Source organism: Streptomyces sp. NPDC001678, from assembly GCF_042892945.1.
Taxonomy (GTDB): Bacteria; Actinomycetota; Actinomycetes; order Streptomycetales; family Streptomycetaceae; genus Streptomyces.
Window position 1 is genome coordinate 229,502 of record NZ_JBIAUP010000002.1, and the last position, 17,142, is coordinate 246,643.

Annotated in this window: 20 protein-coding genes; 6 read left to right on the forward strand and 14 right to left on the reverse strand. The window is 71.4% G+C overall.

Translation table 11 applies throughout. The features are described from left to right. Positions 1-74: 74 nt before the first annotated feature. Entirely contained in the window at positions 75-683 is a 609-nt protein-coding gene (locus tag ACFYZR_RS04580; protein ID WP_391904934.1) for a GNAT family N-acetyltransferase, read from the forward strand. Here ACFYZR_RS04580 and ACFYZR_RS04585 read toward each other — a convergent pair. The 4 genes from ACFYZR_RS04585 to ACFYZR_RS04600 form a co-directional block, all read right to left on the reverse strand. Continuing rightward, positions 671-1,180: a phospholipase A2 gene (locus tag ACFYZR_RS04585; RefSeq protein WP_391904937.1), complete on the reverse strand. Its 510-nt coding sequence runs from the start codon at positions 1,178-1,180 to the stop codon at positions 671-673. The two genes, ACFYZR_RS04580 and ACFYZR_RS04585, sit on opposite strands and share 13 nt — an antisense overlap. A gap of 105 nt (positions 1,181-1,285) precedes the next feature. Continuing rightward, positions 1,286-2,086: a phosphotransferase gene (locus tag ACFYZR_RS04590; protein ID WP_391904939.1), complete on the reverse strand. Its 801-nt coding sequence runs from the start codon at positions 2,084-2,086 to the stop codon at positions 1,286-1,288. Positions 2,087-2,213: 127 nt separating this feature from the next. Next, positions 2,214-2,459, reverse strand: a complete 246-nt coding sequence (locus tag ACFYZR_RS04595) for a hypothetical protein (RefSeq protein WP_391904942.1) — start codon at positions 2,457-2,459, stop codon at positions 2,214-2,216. Next, on the reverse strand, positions 2,456-2,809 hold the full coding sequence (locus ACFYZR_RS04600; RefSeq protein WP_391904944.1) for a hypothetical protein: 354 nt from the start codon (positions 2,807-2,809) through the stop codon (positions 2,456-2,458). Before ACFYZR_RS04600 ends, ACFYZR_RS04595 begins: the two co-directional genes overlap by 4 nt. Before the next feature lie 165 nt (positions 2,810-2,974). Between ACFYZR_RS04600 and ACFYZR_RS04605 the strand changes: the two genes are divergently transcribed. Then, on the forward strand, positions 2,975-3,199 hold the full coding sequence (locus tag ACFYZR_RS04605; protein WP_391905998.1) for a GntR family transcriptional regulator: 225 nt from the start codon (positions 2,975-2,977) through the stop codon (positions 3,197-3,199). A 13-nt stretch (positions 3,200-3,212) separates the two neighbouring features. Here the strand turns inward: ACFYZR_RS04605 and ACFYZR_RS04610 are convergent, their stop codons facing one another. The 3 genes from ACFYZR_RS04610 to ACFYZR_RS04620 are packed head-to-tail and all read right to left on the reverse strand — an operon-like array spanning position 3,213 to position 4,790. Beyond that, positions 3,213-4,064, reverse strand: coding sequence for a helix-turn-helix domain-containing protein (locus tag ACFYZR_RS04610; RefSeq protein ID WP_391904947.1), 852 nt, complete (start codon positions 4,062-4,064; stop codon positions 3,213-3,215). Positions 4,065-4,069: 5 nt separating this feature from the next. Next, positions 4,070-4,522, reverse strand: coding sequence for a DUF6879 family protein (locus ACFYZR_RS04615; protein WP_391906000.1), 453 nt, complete (start codon positions 4,520-4,522; stop codon positions 4,070-4,072). A 43-nt stretch (positions 4,523-4,565) separates the two neighbouring features. Then, positions 4,566-4,790 carry a hypothetical protein gene (locus ACFYZR_RS04620; protein ID WP_391906002.1) on the reverse strand — a complete coding sequence of 75 codons (225 nt, stop codon included), beginning with the start codon at positions 4,788-4,790 and terminating at the stop codon, positions 4,566-4,568. 103 nt (positions 4,791-4,893) lie between these two features. Here ACFYZR_RS04620 and ACFYZR_RS04625 point away from each other — a divergent pair, with 103 nt between their 5' ends. The 3 genes from ACFYZR_RS04625 to ACFYZR_RS04635 all read left to right on the forward strand — a co-directional run bounded on the left by ACFYZR_RS04625 (position 4,894) and on the right by ACFYZR_RS04635 (position 7,779). Further along, on the forward strand, positions 4,894-5,664 hold the full coding sequence (locus ACFYZR_RS04625; protein ID WP_391904951.1) for a hypothetical protein: 771 nt from the start codon (positions 4,894-4,896) through the stop codon (positions 5,662-5,664). A 313-nt stretch (positions 5,665-5,977) separates the two neighbouring features. Continuing rightward, a complete protein-coding gene (locus tag ACFYZR_RS04630) occupies positions 5,978-6,559 on the forward strand; it encodes an RNA polymerase sigma factor (RefSeq protein ID WP_391904953.1) in 582 nt (193 codons plus the stop codon). Further along, on the forward strand, positions 6,556-7,779 hold the full coding sequence (locus ACFYZR_RS04635; RefSeq protein WP_391904956.1) for a hypothetical protein: 1,224 nt from the start codon (positions 6,556-6,558) through the stop codon (positions 7,777-7,779). Before ACFYZR_RS04630 ends, ACFYZR_RS04635 begins: the two co-directional genes overlap by 4 nt. A gap of 37 nt (positions 7,780-7,816) precedes the next feature. On the opposite strand, the gene ACFYZR_RS04640 is transcribed toward ACFYZR_RS04635, so the two are convergent. From ACFYZR_RS04640 to ACFYZR_RS04650, 3 genes are all read right to left on the reverse strand, one after another. Continuing rightward, complete coding sequence (locus ACFYZR_RS04640; RefSeq protein ID WP_391904958.1) at positions 7,817-9,301, reverse strand: M20/M25/M40 family metallo-hydrolase; 1,485 nt, start codon at positions 9,299-9,301, stop codon at positions 7,817-7,819. Between the two features lie 76 nt (positions 9,302-9,377). Beyond that, entirely contained in the window at positions 9,378-10,232 is an 855-nt protein-coding gene (locus tag ACFYZR_RS04645) for an alpha/beta fold hydrolase (protein WP_391904960.1), read from the reverse strand. Then, positions 10,229-10,822 (reverse strand): TetR-like C-terminal domain-containing protein, encoded by a 594-nt coding sequence (locus tag ACFYZR_RS04650; protein ID WP_391904962.1) that lies wholly within the window; start codon positions 10,820-10,822, stop codon positions 10,229-10,231. The genes ACFYZR_RS04645 and ACFYZR_RS04650 overlap by 4 nt, the downstream gene beginning before the upstream one ends. 191 nt (positions 10,823-11,013) lie before the next feature. Here ACFYZR_RS04650 and ACFYZR_RS04655 point away from each other — a divergent pair, with 191 nt between their 5' ends. Continuing rightward, positions 11,014-12,555 (forward strand): alpha/beta fold hydrolase, encoded by a 1,542-nt coding sequence (locus ACFYZR_RS04655; RefSeq protein ID WP_391904965.1) that lies wholly within the window; start codon positions 11,014-11,016, stop codon positions 12,553-12,555. 193 nt (positions 12,556-12,748) lie between these two features. On the opposite strand, the gene ACFYZR_RS04660 is transcribed toward ACFYZR_RS04655, so the two are convergent. The 4 genes from ACFYZR_RS04660 to ACFYZR_RS04675 form a co-directional block, all read right to left on the reverse strand. Next, positions 12,749-13,141, reverse strand: a complete 393-nt coding sequence (locus tag ACFYZR_RS04660) for a hypothetical protein (protein WP_391904967.1) — start codon at positions 13,139-13,141, stop codon at positions 12,749-12,751. Between the two features lie 128 nt (positions 13,142-13,269). Next, positions 13,270-13,986, reverse strand: coding sequence for a TetR/AcrR family transcriptional regulator (locus ACFYZR_RS04665; protein WP_391904970.1), 717 nt, complete (start codon positions 13,984-13,986; stop codon positions 13,270-13,272). Between the two features lie 67 nt (positions 13,987-14,053). Continuing rightward, entirely contained in the window at positions 14,054-15,214 is a 1,161-nt protein-coding gene (locus tag ACFYZR_RS04670; RefSeq protein ID WP_391904973.1) for an acyl-CoA dehydrogenase family protein, read from the reverse strand. Then, positions 15,211-17,142, reverse strand: coding sequence for a biotin carboxylase N-terminal domain-containing protein (locus ACFYZR_RS04675; protein WP_391904975.1), 1,932 nt, complete (start codon positions 17,140-17,142; stop codon positions 15,211-15,213). Before ACFYZR_RS04675 ends, ACFYZR_RS04670 begins: the two co-directional genes overlap by 4 nt.

Genomic DNA, 17,142 nt, shown 5'->3' on the forward strand with positions numbered 1-17,142 from the left:
GGAACGGCAACCTCCGCTCCGTTCCGTTACCTTGCCCCGTCTGTGGTGTCGGACGGGTGTGCGAGGATCCCCGGATGGGTGATCTGTGCGTCCGTGATCTGTGCGTCCGTCCGGCCGGCGAGGCCGATCTGTCCGCCCTCGTCCGCCTCCGCGACGACGCGGCACGCTGGATGCTGGCCCGTGGCATCACCGGGCAGTGGCGGCCGGGGGAGCTGGACGAGGACCATTTCCGCCGGGTCATGGCGGATGGCGACGGCGAGGTCTGGCTCGCGGAGGTGGGTGGGCGTGCTGTCGGTGGCTGGGAGCTGTGGTGGGAGGACGAGGCCGCCTGGGGCCCGCAGCCGCCGGTGGCCGGATACGTGCACCGGCTCATGGTGGACCGGGACGCCGCCGCGCCGGGGACGGGACGGCTGCTGCTGACGGCGGCGGAACGCCGGGTGGCGGAGGTGGGACGGACCTGTGTGCGCCTGGACTGCCTGGCCGGCAACGCGCGACTGAACGCCTACTACGAGGCGGAGGGTTACCGGGTCGTGGGTCACAAGGAGGGCAAGCCGCAGCCGGGCGGGGCGCCGCCGAAGTCGTTCACGCTGCGGGAGAAGGACCTGCGGGAGAAGGACCTGCGGGAGAAGGACCTGCGGGGGAAGGATCTGCGGGAGAAGGACCTGCGGCCCTACTCGCCGTAGAACGCCGGGCCTCCGTACTGCCGCACGGCCTGGTGCATCATCCGTGCCGTGCCGGGGCAGTTCGTGAGCGCGTCCGGCCGGTCGTGGCAGATCCGGAGCATCTCCTCGAGGAAGCGGTCGTCGATGCTCTTGCGCCGGGCTTCGGTGGGGTCCAGGCGCAGGCCTCGTCCGCCGTAGTTGTGGTAGCCGAAGTCGTGAATGACGCATGCGTCATTGAAGACCTTCGCCCATGAGCGAGGGGTGGGGGGTGAACAGCCGTCGGTGTCCCAGTCGAAGGGCTTTTCGTGCCGGCGTGCGTAGGCGGGGAACTCACGGTAGGTCCTCGCCATGAGGAAGTCGGCCCGCTCGCGCACCCGATCGGCGTGCCCGGCCCGCGCCGCCCCGGCTGTTGCTGCTGCGGGTGTGGCACCCGGCAGTGTGCCGATCAGGAACGATCCGCAGAGGGCGAGCCCGGCGAGGAGGCGTGACGCGGCGCGCTGTCGGGGGTGGAATCCCATGCTGCTCCCATCGGGGGGTGCGAGTGCGGCAATACGAGGGATGACTACCCCACGTAATCAGGAGTAGCCATACGTAACTTTGGTCGCTTCTCGCGCGCTTGTGCCCTAGAGGAGGCCGAGCAGCGCGGCGAACCGGTCATTGCTGGGCCGGGCGCCGACGGGCCCGACGCGGGAGGTCCAGGCACGGCAGTTGGCGGCGACGAAGGCGCGGAGGGCGGCCGCGCTCGCCGTCCGCCAGCACGCGGTGAACCCGGCTGCCCAGGCGAGGGCGTCGCGGGGCGGGCAGTCGGCCTCCATGAGCCGTACGGCGGTGTTGGCGACGTCCACCCATGCCGGGCCGAGGGCGGGCATCGCCCAGTCGACGAGGTGCGCGCGGTCGGCGGTGACGAGGAGGTTGTGGGGGTGGGTGTCCGTGTGGAGGAGCGTACGGCCGTGGAGGAGCGGCAGTTCGCCGGTCTCCAGGAACCCGGCCCAGCGGCCGGCGAACGACGGCACGCGGAGGTGCGGGGGCGGCGGCCGTAGCCCGTGAACGTCCCCGAGCGCCTCGGCCACCAGGCGGAGATCCACCGCCCCGGCCGACAGATCCGCGTGCCGCGCGCCGTCGACGAACTCGAACCCGAGCAGCTCCCAGCCACCGACCGTGACGCGCCACAGCAGCCGGGGCCCGACGGCGCGGGTGTAGGGATTGACGAGCGCTTCCCAGCGCTGGCCTGTGCGGGCGGCGCTGTTCGTCAAGGGCGTGCCTTTGACGAACGTGGCCGTGCCGTCCGCTGCCGTCAGCGCGGCGGCCATGGCGCAGTTGAGCCCGCCGGTGAGCGCCCGGGCCGTCGCGATCGGCCCGGTGCGCTCTTCGACGGCCGCCCGTAGGGGACGGGGCAGGTCATGCCATTCGGCGCGCGACGTCATGGCACCCCTTCACGAACGACTACTGCTGAGTCGTCCCGCACTTGCGACAGCGTGACGCGCCGCTCCACTGGACCCAGTCGTGCTCGCAGTCGCGGTTCCGGGTGCGGCTCGACACTCTCATGGCGTTCTATGTTCCCTTCGTCTGCGGCGCGGACGCCGGTACGACAACCGGTGACCAGGCCCGCTCCGCGGCCTCGAACTGCGCTCTCTCCGCCGTGTCGGGTGCCCGGAGATTGCTGGCGTAGGCCCGCCAGCTGACCCCATTGGGGTGCTGCATCCGGACCAACCCGTTCGCGAACTCGGTCACCACGCCGACGGCGCTGCTGAAAGTGTCCACGGCGAGGGTGCCAAGTGCGACGTCCGGCACGCTCACTTGCCCCACCGTCCCCGCGAATTCACCACGGCGAGCTTGGCGCTGAGCCGCTCGTTGTCGGTGGGCGGCCGTACTGCTGTGGGTTCCGCCTCCCACTCGCACCCACCGGCGGGCGGCCGCAGTTGAAGGCGGGGGCCTTCGTGGCCCATGACCTGGCCGACGCGGTCGCGGTGGGTGTCGTAGACGAACGTTCCGGGACAGATGCAGGTCGGAGGGGAGCTGTAGCTGTAGCGGATGCCGCTGGTGTGGGGGAGGGAGATGACGGGTGGGTTGGGGACGGGTTCGGGCGCCGTACGAACAGTGCCGCGAGCCCTGTTCCGGCGGAGCAGGCGGGAGATAAGGTCGCGCATGTCATCAGCTCCTCGGGCTGGTGGCCATGCCCCCGGACCGTTGGAGCGGTCGCGGGGGTGCTTTGTGCGGCCAGGCTAGGCAGACGGTATGGGGTTGTCTATAGCCCGTCACGCTCGTAGGCCGCTATGTTCGACCGTGTGCGAATACATACAGTCTTTAGGGTGATGGAATTCGACCCGACGCAGCCCAAGTGGGTCCAGATCGTGGAAGTCCTCCGGCAGCGGATCGCCACGGGCGAGTACGCGACGCACCACTTGATCTCCGAAGCGCAGCTTCAACAGGAATTCGGCGTCGCCCGTGTGACGGTCCGCAAGGTGACCGCCGCCCTCCGCGCCGAGGGCCTGATCGTCACGACCCCCGGCATGGGATCCTTCGTCGCGAAGCGGTAGCGCGCCAGTCGTGTCACCCGAGGGAGCCGATGGCCGCCGTGATCAGGGATCGCGCGTCGGCCCCGTACCGGGTGACAGCGGAAAGCTCGTTGAACGTCACGGTGTAGTCGTGGATTTCGCGGGGTTGCGTGATGGTCAAGTGGGCGGACACCAACTCGACGTTGACCTGCCGGTCGTCGTACATGGTGAACGACTCCGTCGGCCAGCCGAAGCCACGTGGGTGGCCCATGGGGATGATGCCCAGGCTGACGGACGGCAGGGAGGCGGCCGTGAGCAGCTGCTTCAGCTGCTCGGCCATGATGCCCCTGTCCCCGATCACGGTGCGCAGTACCCACTCCTCCACGAGGACGGCGAAACGGTGGTTGCCCGACCGCACAACGCGTTGCCGTGCCATGCGTACGGCTACCGCCTGCGCGACGTCGTCAGGGGTCTGCCGCAGATTCACGACCGTGTTCAGTACTGCCGTGGTGTAGGCGGCTGTCTGGAACAGGCCGGGGATCACCCACGACTGGTAGATGCGGAAGCGCTGGGTGCGTTCGAACAGTGGCAGGGCGTTCTCCTGCGCGCGTTTCAGCCCCGCCCGCTCGATGCGCCTCCACTCCACGTGCATGCCGTCGATGTTGCGGGCGGTGGCGATCAGGTCGGCGGTCTGGTCCTGGGCGCCGCAGTGCAGCGTCCAGGACCTGATGTCGCTGTCGGAAGGGGCGGTGCGGCCGTTCTCGATGCGGGAGCACTTCGACGCGTGCCAGCCTGCCAGCGCGGCCAGAGCCCGCGCGGTCATACCGGAATCCTTCCGGATCTCGCGCAGACGCCGGCCGAGGGCGCATCGTGCCTGCTGAACGCTTGATGACGAGGACGAGGGCATGAGGATCAGGCCGGTCGGAACTCCTCATGGGGCACGGCCCGTGCCCACACGGCTTCGAACGCCGAGGAGCAGAGCTTCGCCAGCTCCGGTTCCGCTATGAATTCGTCCCCCGTGAACCGGCCGTCGCCGTCGAAGTGGTTGATCACCACCATGGAATCGTCCACCAGCCAGAAGTCGTTCCCCGGCAGTGCGAGGTCGGTGGCGCGCCGGCGCGGCAGCCAGCGGACCTTTTCGCCCGCCGCGATGTTGGTGAACGTCACGTCGTACTCGAACTGCACGTAGTCGGAGACCGGCGCGCTGACGACGCGGGCCCGGCGCACCTGCACACCACGGGCCGTGATCTGCTCGATGAGCGTGAGCCATGGCCGCCACCACGAGTCCCGGTCGGCAGGGTCGTCCCTATGCCCCTTCTGCCACGCCAGGAACATCGGATCGTCTCTCATGTAGCCGTCGCGCATCTCCAGGTGGACGGCGGAACGTTGACTCCGGCGCAGGAGGTCTTCAAGCGTCGGGTCCGCCACCGTTCACCTCCGGGAAGAACGGCATCATCCGCCGGGGAAACTCGATCACGGTCTCGTGGTCGGGGATGTCCATCTGGGTCAGCCGCTCGGCATCGAGGACTCGCCAACCCTGGAGCACGTAGTTGCCCGTCTGATCGTCGTAGTAGACGGTCGGCGACTTGCCGTCCGGGCTCTCGGGGTCCTGGCCGAGCTTGTGCAGAGCCATCATTCGCCTCCTGCGTCGCTGAATGATGCGAGCGTGAACGAGCATGCTCTGTCGGTCCGGTGTGCTCCAGCGAGTTGCACGAACTTCTACGTGACCTTCTTGGGTGATCCTCTGCAATCGTCTGCAAAACGCCGGGCTCCTTGCCCACCGGCTCGGCGCCGGGTGCGTGGTGTCCGTGGACGTGGACCAGGGCGCGGTGGAGGCGGCGCGGAGCCGCCTCGCGCGGCTCGGGCTCGCGGTCGAGGTCGTACACGGTGACGGATCGGCCGGGTACGGGCCGGGGGCGCCGTACGACCGGATCGTCGTCACGTGCGGTGTGCGGACGTTGCCGTTCGCGTGGGTGGAGCAGACGCGGCCGGGCGGCGTCGTTCTCGTCCCCTGGGGCACCCACTTCTCCTCCACCGAGGCCACGGCCCGGCTCGTGGTCGCCGAGGACGGGCTGAGTGCCCAGGGGACGTTCACCCGGCCCGTGACGTTCATGCGCTTGCGCTCCCAGCGGCTCGCACACGCCTCGTACGACGCGTACGTCACCGAGGAGAGCCGTGAGACAGCGCGGATCTCAACGACATCCCGCACCCACCGGGAGGTTTTCGCCGGCACATACGACGTGAACCGCTTCGTTCTCGGCCTGCGCGTGCCCGACTGCACGTACTTCGCCGACCGGGCGGCGGGTGAGGGCAGGCGGCCCGTCTGGCTCTACAGCCTGTCGGACCGGTCCTGGGCGTGCGTGATTCATCGCGACGACAGAGACGACGGGGCGGAGTTCACCGTCCACCAGTCCGGCCCCCGCAGCCTGTGGGACGAGGTCGAGGCCGCGTACGAGTGGTGGATCGAACACGACCGGCCCGGGTTCGGGCGGCTGGGGCTGATCTGAGCGCCGGGTTCACGATCAAGGGTCGCTCGGGCTCCTACTCGTGACGGGCCTCCGCCGAGGCCGTGTCGCCGGACGAGGAGGCCCTAACCGTGGACACTGCCACAGCAGTTATCTCCATTGTCTCGCTTGTTGTTGCGGAGGTATGCGCTGTCACGGGACTGTGGTTACGTCTGCGCTGGCGCCGGCATCTGCTCGGCGTCGTCGAGTCGGTGGCCGCCGGGGGACGAGTGGAGGTCGACGAGCAGGACGGCGACGGGAATCGGCTGCGGGTGACGATCACTTGCACGCCGTCGCACGGGAGGGGTGAAGGAGCTTGAACGATCAGGCTTCGTCGGACGGTACGGAGCAACCGGCGGTCGTCCCCGGCGCGCGGAGCGGCTCGCTGGAGGAGAGCCGCCGGGCGCGGCAGGAAGTGGACGAGGAGTTCTCCGCCTTCTACCGCCGCACCGTCCGCCCGCTCGTGGGATTCCTGATCAACCAGGGAGCGTCGCTGCCCGTCGCGGCGGACATCGCGCAGGACACGATGACGAAGGCGTACCAGAGCTGGCCCGAGCTCCGCGACCCGCGCGCATGGGCGCACACGGTGGCCTCGCGGGCGCTGGTCCGTACGTTCGCGTCCGTGGAGGAGGACTTGGTCGGCGCGGTCCCCGAGCCCACGTCGCTGCTGGCCCGTCCCGACGCCATCGCGGAGTGGGAGGCCCGGTACGACGCCCGCCCGATGCTCGCGAGCCTGCCGCCCCGGCAGCGGCAGATCCTGGCCTGGACGCTGGCCGGCTACACCCCGGGCGACATCGCCGATCTCCTCGGGCTGCCGGCCGAGACGGTACGCGGCAACCTCGCCAAGGCGCGTCGGGCTGCCGCCTCTTACCTCGCCGCGAGGGAGGGGGAGCGGTGAGCGCCCGTCGGCCCGGTCCCGATCCCGTCGACCAGTGGCTCGACCGGCACCAGCGCGAGCTGGCGGACGGGCTGGACGGCGTGCTCGACGTCGAGGCGGGGCTGCGCGAGGCGCTGCTTCAGTCGCGGCACGACGCGGCGGTGGACGCGTTGGGCGATGCTCTCGACGTGGAGGGTGGGCTGGCGGCGATCGTGCCCGCCGTGCCGCAGGACCTGGCGTCCGGTGGGCCGGAGAGCGTCGTCTCCGCCCCGCCTCCGGCGTGGCAGGTCGACCCGGTGACGCGGCTGGCCTTGCGTGCCGATCCCCATGTCGCAGTGGCCTACCAGGCCCTCAACCGCACTTACTTTCAAGCTTACAAAGTAGGCGCCGATTTCACTCGTGTACGAGATCTGCTCGGTTGGTCAGATGCCGAACGGAACTATGAGGAAGCCCTTCTCTTCCTTGCCTTCGCACTTGAGGCCATGCATGTCGTCGTTCTTGAACTCGCTCGTGATGTCGGTCGCGATGCCACACGAGACCTGGGCTTCGAGCACGAACTCGGCCGTGCTCAAGCCCGTGCCCTCGACCGGAGGATTCAGCAAGTGAAGGACCGTCGTACTTCCCCCTCGGTCGGTGCCGCTTACGCTCATGAACTCGTCCAGAGCTTCACTCGTGACCGTGATTTCGCCCGTTCCGTGGCTCGGACGCATACGAGCGTCATCGCTCAGGTCCGCGACTGCTCCCGCCTCGCCCGTAGTCGCGCGCGCGACCGCATTCGTGGACTCGTGCGTGTCCTTGGAGCGGCCGAGGAGCTCGCCCGCGATCTTGCTCAAGGCATCGACTACACCCTCGGCCTAGCTCGAGGCGGCGATTTCGCCCCTCTTGGTGATCTCGTCGCCCGAGGCCTGAGCGGTGATCACGCCTTCCGGCGAGTCGTGGTCGAAGTTCGTGCCAACGAGGTCGGTCGTACCATCGGCTTCGTCCTCGATACGGAACCGCCCCCGCTCGGCAGCGCCACCGTGCGGGCATTCCTGGACGACTTCACGGCATCCGACCTGCGCGAGGCCGACCTGACGGGCGTCGACCTGGCCGGCGTGCGCTGGTCGGAGAACGGGACGCGGTGGCCCGCGACCGTGGACGTCGACGACCTCAAGAGCCGCTCGGAGGACAAGGGCGGCGGCATCTGGGTCGTCCGATCGCCAGGCATCGCCACCGTGCACGACCTCGCCGAGCTGGCCTGAGCCGCCCCGCCCGGCGCCGCCCGCAGTCGCTCGGGCCTTACGGCTGCGGCGCGCAGAAAGCGACCGGGCTGCGGAGGCCGGAACGGTTGAGCGCGCGGATGCCGAAGAAGACGTTGTCCTTGGACAAGGCGACGGTGTGCCGGGTCGTGTTCCCGGCCGGGATGACGTGGGTCCACTCCGGTTCGGTGGTCTCCCGCCACACCACCTCGTACCCGGCGAGGTCCGGCTCCGGGCCGCGGTCCCAGACCAGCTCGGTGGAGTTGCCGAGGGCGGCGGTGCGGATCTTCGCGCCGCGCGGGGTGCCGGGGGCCTGGGCGAGCGACCACAGGGCGGCCGCGTTCACCCGGGCCACCCGGGCGATGAAGGCGAAGTCGCAGAACTCGGGCAGGTCCCCGTACTGCTTGCCGTCCACCATCCGCACGTCCTGGTGCTGGTGCGCGTAGTTCTCGGCCGGCTCGGTGAACCGGGCCGCCGGATAGCCCTGCTGGAGGAACGGGATGTGGTCGCCGCTGCGCAGATAGCGGTCTCGGCGGTGGACCACCCGCACCCGCATCCCCGTCGCGTCGTTCTCGGCGGTGTCCCGGACGAACCGGGCCAGCTGGCGCGACGGCGAGTCGTTCTCGCCGCCCACCGAGCGCCGCACCTCGGCCTGCTCCGGCGTCTCCGAGGTCGGCACCCCCTCGGCGAACAGCCGGATCGTGTACGGGTCGCGCGAACCGTCCTCGGCGGTCGGGCTGCCCACGATGTCGTTGGTGAACATGCCCTGGACGTCGGATTGTTGGCCTCGGTACGTCCGCGCCATGTGCGCGGCGCCGTACAGCCCCTGCTCCTCGCCCGCCACCGCCATGAACACCACGGTCGCGGCCGGCCGCCGGGTCGCGAAGACCCGGGCCAGCTCCAGGACGACGGCCACCCCGGAGGCGTCGTCGTCGGCGCCGGGCGCGTCGCCGGTCGCGTTCATGGGGTCGCTGTTCCGCGAGTCGTAGTGCCCCGAGACCACATAGATCCGGTCCGGGGTGACCGAACCCCGGAGCGTGGCGACGACATTGGTGATCCTGGTCGCCACCGGGACACGGGGCGCCGGCTGCTGCACGTACGACCGCAGCTCCACGGTCATCCGGCCGCCGGAGGCCTGTGCGCAGCGGCGCAGCTCGGCGAGGAGCCAGTCGCGGGCCGCGCCGATGCCGCGTACGGGATCGTCCTGGGCGGACAGGGTGTGCCGGGTGCCGAAGGAGACCAGTTTACGGACGGTCGCCTCGACATGGCGCGGGTCGATCTCCCGCAGTAGCGCGCGGAGTGCGGGCGAAGGGTGCTGTTGGGTGGGACGGTGGTGGGGGAATGTGGGGTCGGCCGCTGTCGATGGCGTTGCCGCCGCCGACGGCAGCCCTAGGGCCGTCGCACCGACCGTGGCCGCGCCGAGCACCGTACGCCTCGCCGTACCGCGCCCGCCGTTTCCGCTGTGCTCGCCGTTTCCGTCGTGACCGCTGTGTCTGCTGTCCGCGTCCTCGCCCGGCTGCGTCATGCCGCCATCGTCACGCCCGCCTCAGCACCCCCGCAAGGTTCGGTTTCGGCCCGGCAGGACCATGCCTATGCCATGCTTATGCCGCCCCGCCCAGTACCCCCAGCACCCGCTCCGCGAACTCCCCCGGACGCTCGACCGCGCCCAAATGCCCGCCCGGGAACTCCTCCAGCGGACAGCCGGTCAGCGCCGCCAGCCGGGCGGCCGGCCCGTAGAACGGCACCTGGTCACGCGACAGGCGTCCCGCCGCCGGAACGAGCTTCGCGGCAGCGTTCCGCAGCGCCGCGACGTCCGGGGTCGTCGAGGTGAACGGGACCAGCATGTGCTCCAGGAAGACGGGCATGTTGGCGTGCATACGGGGCGCCATCTCCTGGATCGCCGGAGGGAGTTCCGTCGCGTCCCGTTCGGGTTCGCCGTCCGGGCGCTGTTCCCCCACCCCCTCGGCGAAGCGTGCCATCGCCGCGCCCACGCCCTCCGCCCGGAAGGCGTCGCGCACGTCCGAGAACAGTTCGCGGTACGGGGCAGGGTCCTCCAGCAGATCGAGCAGCGGCGGCTCGTGCGCGATCAGGCGGCGTACGCGGTCGGGGTGGCGGGCCAGCAGGTCCAGGGCGACGATGGCGCCCGAGCTGCAACCCATCACCGACACCGGCTCGTCCGGCGACAGGTGGTCGATCAGCAGCCGCGCGTCCTCGCTCCACTCCGCGACCCGCTGGTCGCCGAGGGGGCCGTGGAGGCGGCTGCGCGACAGGGCGCGCGGGTCGAAGGAGGCCACGGCGTGGCCGGCGGCGGTCAGGGCGGCGGCCATGCCCGCGTACATGCCGGCGTCCCCCGCGCCGCCCGGTATCAGCAGAAGCAGCGGGCCGCTGCCCCGCACCTCGTAGTGCAGGGTGGCGCCGGATACGTCGAGCGTGCCGGTCACGGGCTTGTCCATCATTTGTCCCCCTCCTCATGGGTCGGCCAGGTCGTAAGGAGCAGGTGGAGGGCGTCGAGCGAGCGCGACCACGACTCCCGCACGGGGCGGGAGTGGTTGAAGCCGCCGCTCAGTTCGAGGTGGATGTAGCCGTGGAACGTGCTGCGCAGCAGCCGTCCCGCGTCCGTCAGGTCCGGCTCGGCGAGGCCGTACGCGCGCAGCATGCCGTACGTCAGCTCTACGCTGCGGCGGAAGCCGGGGGAGTCCCCGAGCTCCTCGATCTCCTCCGGCGCGAACCGCATCTGCGTGGCCGCGTAGCGGCCGGGGTGGGCCAGCGCGTAGTCGCGGTACGCGTTCGCGAAGGCGACCATCGCGTCCTTGCCGGCGCGGCCCGCCACCGCCGTCGCGATGCGGTCGGTCATCTCCTCGGCGCCGAGCATCGCGATCCGTACGCGCAACTCCCGCAGGTTCTTGACGTGCGAGTACAGGCTGGCGTCCTTGACCCCGAAGTGGCGGGCGAGCGCCGAGACCGAGACCTTCTCCAGGCCGTGCTCGTCCGCCATCGTCGCGGCCGCCGCCGTCAGCTTGGCGGCGGTGATTCCTGCGCGCACCACTCGGGCGCCTCCTCGTTCCTAGGGCTCCTGGGGGTGAACCTAGTGGCTCTAGGGTCGATCGCGCCAGCCAATTCATCCGCCGGTCCATTCGGCCGTCGGTCCATTCGGACGCGCCCCTGTGGCACGTCCCGCGCGCCCGGCGAAGGATGCGCCGTACAAGTCGTGAATTCGGAGTCCGGTCAGGAGGCGCGGTGGACGACGGCAGTCAGGGGAATCAGCGCGGGCGGTCGCCGGGCCGGTGGTGGCGGAGCAGGCCGGTCCGGCACAAGTGGTGGATCGCCGTGGGGACCTGCCTCGCCGTGGGCGCCTTCGGCGTGGGCGGACTGCTGGCCGTCGACGCCATCCGGATCGAGCAGGCGCCCTGCGACGAGAAGCCCACCGACACCGTCACCAGCGACTACACGCTGGACTTCACCGTGCCGAACGGGATGATGCCGGACCCGCAGTTCAACGGGCAGAAGGCGCAGCTGCGCGTCCACCGTGTGGCACCGGTGTACGAGCACGGGAAGTGTTCGCAGACGCCCGCCAGGGCCGCCGTGCTGATCCACGGCCGCTCGGTCCCGGGGCGGCCGGTCTTCGACCTGAAGGGCAAGGACCAGAACAACAACAAGCTCAGCGTGCAAGAAGGGCTCGCCCGGGCGGGCGTCGACACCTTCGCGCCCGACATGCTCGGCTACGGCGAGTCCACGCGCTTCCCGCACGGCCTGGACGACCCCCACAACGCGAGCCGCCCGGCCTTCAACGCCGGCGGCACCACCTGCGCCTTCCCGACGGGCTGCGACCGCACCCACAACGCCCAGATCTTCCCGCTCGACCAGCAGCGGACGAAGCTCGCCACCAACCCCCTCGACGGCAAGATGTTCGCCCACTCCAGCGACGTCCGCTTCGCGACCGTCGACACCTGGGTGCGCGACATCCGCCAGGTCATCGACGACGCCATCGCGAAGGCCAACCCGACGAACGGCAAGGTGACCCTCCTGGGGTACTCGCTCGGCGGCCCCCGCGTCGGGCGGACGCTCTACGCCGCCAACCCCAACCCGCTCCTGCCCGACAGCGCGAACTGGATCGGGAAGGTCGACCGCGCCGTCTTCATGGCGTCGCTCTTCGGCCTGCCGACGGAGGAGACGACACCGGCGGGAGGGTTCGTCTCCTTCCCCCTGACGCTCGGCGACCGCAAGACGATGACGGCCATGCCGCTCGCGAACGGCCCGGGCACGGACGAGCAGACCTGCACCGGCCGTATCGCGCCGGGCAGCCAGGACGAGATCTGGAAGGAACTCATGCAGGGGGAGGGCATCGGGCGGAAGTGGGGCGGCGACGACCCCCAGCACCCCGCCGGTCTCAACCGCTCGCCCACGTTCTCCACGTACGGGTGGAACGCCACGGTCGCGGGGCAGGTGAAGGTGCCGACCCTGATCCTCCACGGCCTCGGCGACGGCACCGCGCCGGTGGCGAACTCCACTGCCATCTACAACGCGCTCCCGGCATCGACGCAGAACAAGGTGCTGGTCCAGGTCACCTGCGCGAGCCACGTGTTCATGTGGGAGGGCTGCTCCGGCGACCGCTGCAACCCCCCGAGCCCGTCGGTGGCCTACGGCCAGAAGCCCGGTACGCCGTGGGCGGGGCCGCACGGCACCGTCACCTCGGCGCTCGCCGAGTGGATCACCAACGGCACCTTCAACGGGGCGTCGAGCGGGAAGTTCACCGTGGACGGGAGCGGGGTCGTCCATTAGCCCGTTCGTCCGCACGCCCGCCCGCCCGCACGTCCGCACGTCCGCACGCCCGCACGCCCGCCCGCCCGCACGTCCGCCCGCACGTACGTCACGCCGGGGCCGCGTCCACGACGCGGCCCCGGCTGTCAGACGCGGCGGCCCCGCACCCCGCCGGTTCTCGCGCACGGAGGGGCTCCGAGGCGCTGCGGTCGCCTCACGGGCGCACCAGCACGATCGAGTTGATCGGCGTCAGGTTGAGGTAGAGGCCGTTCTCCAGGGCGATGTCCGTGCACGAGCCGCCGCCGTTGTAGCCGGTGCAGGCGCGTGCGTAGGCTCCGCCGTACTGGTTGTTGAGGACCCAGTGGTTCCCGTACTGGTTGCTCAGGTTGTGGGCGCCGTAGCTCTCGAAGACGAGCGACGGGCTGACGGCCGGGTTCTGGTCCTGCGGGTAGACGCAGACCGCGCCCCACGGGCAGCCGGCCCACGGGCCGTCCGCGGGCTTGGCCTCGGCCGTGCCCACCGCCATCACGGCCGCCGTGGCGGTCGCGGCGGCCACGGCCGCGGCGCGACGGAACAGCTTGCGCTTGTTGGTCTCGTGAAGTGCCATACGAGATTCCCCCTTGTGGATCCCGGTCTCACACCCGCCGCTTCTGCGACGGGCACGGCAGCCAGTGTCCACAGGGGGTACGGGGCGCGCCTCAGCGTTCGGCCGTGGTCGAAACGCACTGGTGGGATTCATCCGCTCCTGCGTGGGCCGCTCCCGCGTGGGCCGTGTCCGCCCGGGCCGCTCCCGCGTGGGCCGAGGATGTCGTCGAGGAGGGCCGCCCAGTGGGCCACCACGCGCTCGCGGCGGGCGCTGTCGTCCGTCAGGAGGTTGGCCAGGCCGAGGCCGCGCGCCATGTCGAGGAAGCCCTGGACCGTCTCCCGTACGCCGGGGACGCTCTCGTCCGCGCCGAGCAGCTCCACGGCCATCCGGTGTACCTCCCGCCCTATCCGTGTCTCCAGGTCCACCACCCTGCCCCGCAGCGGCTCCTCGTTCGCCGCCGCCACCCACAGCTGGAGGGCGGCACGGAAGAGCGGGCCGGTGCAGAGGCCCACGATGCCCTCGACCACGACGTGCGTACGGGCCGGGCCCACGACCGGGCGGGTGGTGGACAGCAGCTCCCGCAGGGCCGGCTCCCGCAGCGCCGCCGAGCGCTCCTCCGCCACGTGCTCCACCGCCGCCGTGAACAGGTCCTCGCGGGTGGGGAAGTGGTGCTGGGCCGCGCCCCGCGACACCCCCGCGCGTTCGGCGACGACCGCGACCGTCGAGCCCGCCCAGCCGTGCTCCGCCAGGCACGCGACGGCGGCCTCCAGCAGGGCGCGACGGGTGGCCCGGCTGCGGTCCTGCTTGGGGACGTTGCGGATGTTGCGGCCGTTGGGGGCGGTGGTGCGGCTCGTCAGCGTGCCCATGCCGGGTCCTGCTCGGTGGCGACGCCCCGCTCGTACGTGCTGTGGACCAGCATCGAATCGCTCCTGTTCAGTAGGACTTGGGCAGGCCCAGCGTCCGGTGCGAGACGTAGTTGAGGATCATCTCGCGGCTCACCGGCGCCACGCGTGCCACCCGCGCCGCCGTGATCAACGAGGCCAGCCCGAACTCCACGCTGAGGCCGTTGCCGCCGAGGGTGTGCACCGCCTGGTCGACGGCCCGGACCGCCGCCTCGGCGGCCGCGTACTTCGCCATGTTGGCGGCCTCGCCCGCGCCTTCGTCGTCCCCGGCGTCGTAGAGGTGCGCCGCCTTGTACATCATCAGCCGCGCCAGCTCGATCTCGATGTGCGACCGTGCGAGCGGGTGGGCGATGGCCTGGTGGGCGCCGATCGGTTCGTCCCACACCCGGCGGTCGCGGGCGTACTCGACGGCCCGCGCGATCGCGTACCGGCCCATCCCGATCGCGAACGCCGCCGTCATGACGCGCTCCGGGTTGAGCCCGGCGAAGAGCTGGAGCAGGCCCGCGTCCTCGTCGCCGACGAGTGCGTCCGCCGGCAGCCGGACCTCGTCGAGGACGAGCTCGAACTGCTTCTCCGGGGAGGCGATGTCCATGGGGATCGGGCGACGGGTGAAGCCGGGCGCGTCGCGGCCGACGATGAACAGGCAGGGTTTGAGTCGGCCGGTCCGCGCGTCCTCCGTGCGCCCGACGATCAGGGTCGCGTCGGCGACGTCCACGCCCGAGATGAAGACCTTCCGGCCGGTGAGGACCCAGTCGCCCCTGTCGCGGCGGGCGGTGGTGGTCAGCCGGTGGGAGTTGGAGCCGGCGTCCGGCTCGGTGATCCCGAACGCCATCCTCGTCGTCCCGGCCGCGAGCCCCGGCAGCCAGGCGCGCTTCTGCGCGTCCGTCCCGAAGCGGGAGATCACGGTGCCGCAGATGGCGGGGGAGACGACCAGCAGGAGCAGCGGGCAGCCCGCGGCGCCCAGTTCCTCCAGTACGACGGCGAGTTCGGTGATCCCGCCGCCCCCGCCGCCGTACTCCTCCGGGAGGCTGACCCCGAGATAGCCGAGCTTGCCGGCCTCCGCCCACAGCTCGTCGGCGTGTTTGCCGTCGCGTACGGACGCGGCGAAGTACGCGCGGCCGTAGCGGGCGCCGAGGGCCGCCACGGCGGTGCGGAGGGCGCGCTGTTCGGGAGTTTCGATGAGCGTGCTCATGATGTCTCCTCCGTCTCTGTGACGACAGCCAGCGTTTCGCCCGTCTCCACCTGCCTGCCCGGCGTCGCGTGCAGCGCGGTGAGCGTGCCGTCGACGGGGGCGGTCACGCGGTGCTCCATCTTCATCGCCTCCAGCCACAACAGCGGTTGCCCCGCTTTCACGGGCTCGCCGACCGTGATTCCGTCCGCCACACGCACGACCGTGCCGGGCATGGGAGCGAGCAGCGAACCGGGTTCGGCCGCCCGGGCGGCGGGGGCCGGGAAGCGGGGGAGGGCGGTGAGGGTGTACGTGTCCACGTGGACCCTGGCGTCGGCGTACGCGGTCACCTCGAAGGTGTGGGTGACGCCGTCCGTCTCCAGGGCGACGCGGCCGGGGGCCGCCGACACGACGCGCACGCCCGGGAAGTCCTCGGGGTCCTCGGGGACGAGGCCGTCGCGGGTGCGGCGGTAGCGGATCTCGTACTCCGCGCCGTCGGGCTCGGAACGGTAGCGCTTGACCTGCGGCTGGGACGGGACGTTCCGCCAGGCGCCGGGCGCGTGGGGCCCGGCGAGGGCCGCCGCCAGGGCGGCGAGCCGGGCGTCGCGGGGGCGGGTGAGCGCGGCGAGGTCGCGCTCCAGGAAGCCGGTGTCCGGCGCGCCCGCCAGGAACTCCGGGTGCCGGAGGGCGCGTACGAGCAGGTCGCGGTTGGTGTGCGGGCCGTGGACGGCGGCGTGTTCGAGGGCGTGGGCGAGCTTGCGGATCGCCTCCGGCCTTGTCGGCGCCCATGCGATGACCTTCGCCAGGAGGGGGTCGTAGTAGGGCGGTACGGTGTCCCCTTCCGCGTAGCCGGTGTCCAGGCGGAGAGAGTCCCCGATCCCGCCCCTTCCCGTTTCTTTCGGGGGCTCCGCCCCCGAACCCCCGGTCCTCAAACGCCGGACGGGCTGGAGTGCACCCCCTTCCACCGTCAAGCGCGCCTCCACCGCGTGGCCATGCGGCTCAGGAGCGCCCCCCAGCGCCTCCCCCTCCGCCACCCTGATCTGCAGCGCCACCAGGTCCACCCCGTACACCGCCTCCGTCACCGGATGCTCGACCTGCAGCCGCGTGTTCATCTCCAGGAAGTACGGCCCCCCTCCACCCTTCGGCAGCAGGAACTCCACCGTCCCCGCGCCCACGTACCCGATCGCCCGCGCCGCCGCCCCGGCGGCCGAGGTCAGGGCGGCGCGCACCGCGTCCGGCAGGCCCGGCGCCGGGGCCTCCTCGACGACCTTCTGGTGGCGGCGCTGGAGGGAGCAGTCGCGCGTGCCCAGCGTCCATACGGTGCCGTGCGCGTCGGCGAGGATCTGTACCTCCACATGGCGCGCCCCCTCCACGTACGGTTCGACGAAGACCTCGCCGTCGCCGAACGCGGCGGCCGCCTCCGCCCGCGCCGACCTCAACTCCTCCTCCAGCACGGCCAGCTCCCGCACCACCCGCATCCCGCGTCCGCCGCCGCCCGCCGCCGCCTTGACCAGCACCGGGAGGTCGTCCGCCGTCAGCGCCGCCGGGTCCAGCGGGGCGAGGAGCGGCACCCCGGCGGCCGCCATGATCTGTTTGGCGCGGGTCTTGGAGGCCATGGCCTCGATGGCCTCCGCCGGAGGGCCGATCCACACCAGGCCCGCGTCCGTGACGGCCCGCGCGAAGCCTGCGTTCTCGGAGAGGAAGCCGTACCCCGGATGCACGGCGTCCGCGCCGCCCGCCAGCGCTGCCCTCACGACGAGGTCGCCCCGGAGGTACGTCTCCGCTGCCGTGGTGCCCGGCAGGCGGACGGCCGTGTCGGCCGAGCGCACGTGGAGGGCGCCGGCGTCCGGGTCCGCGTGGACGGCGACCGTGGCGATGCCCGCCTCCCGGCACGTACGGAAGATGCGGCAGGCGATCTCGCCGCGGTTGGCCACCAGGATTGACTCGATCAC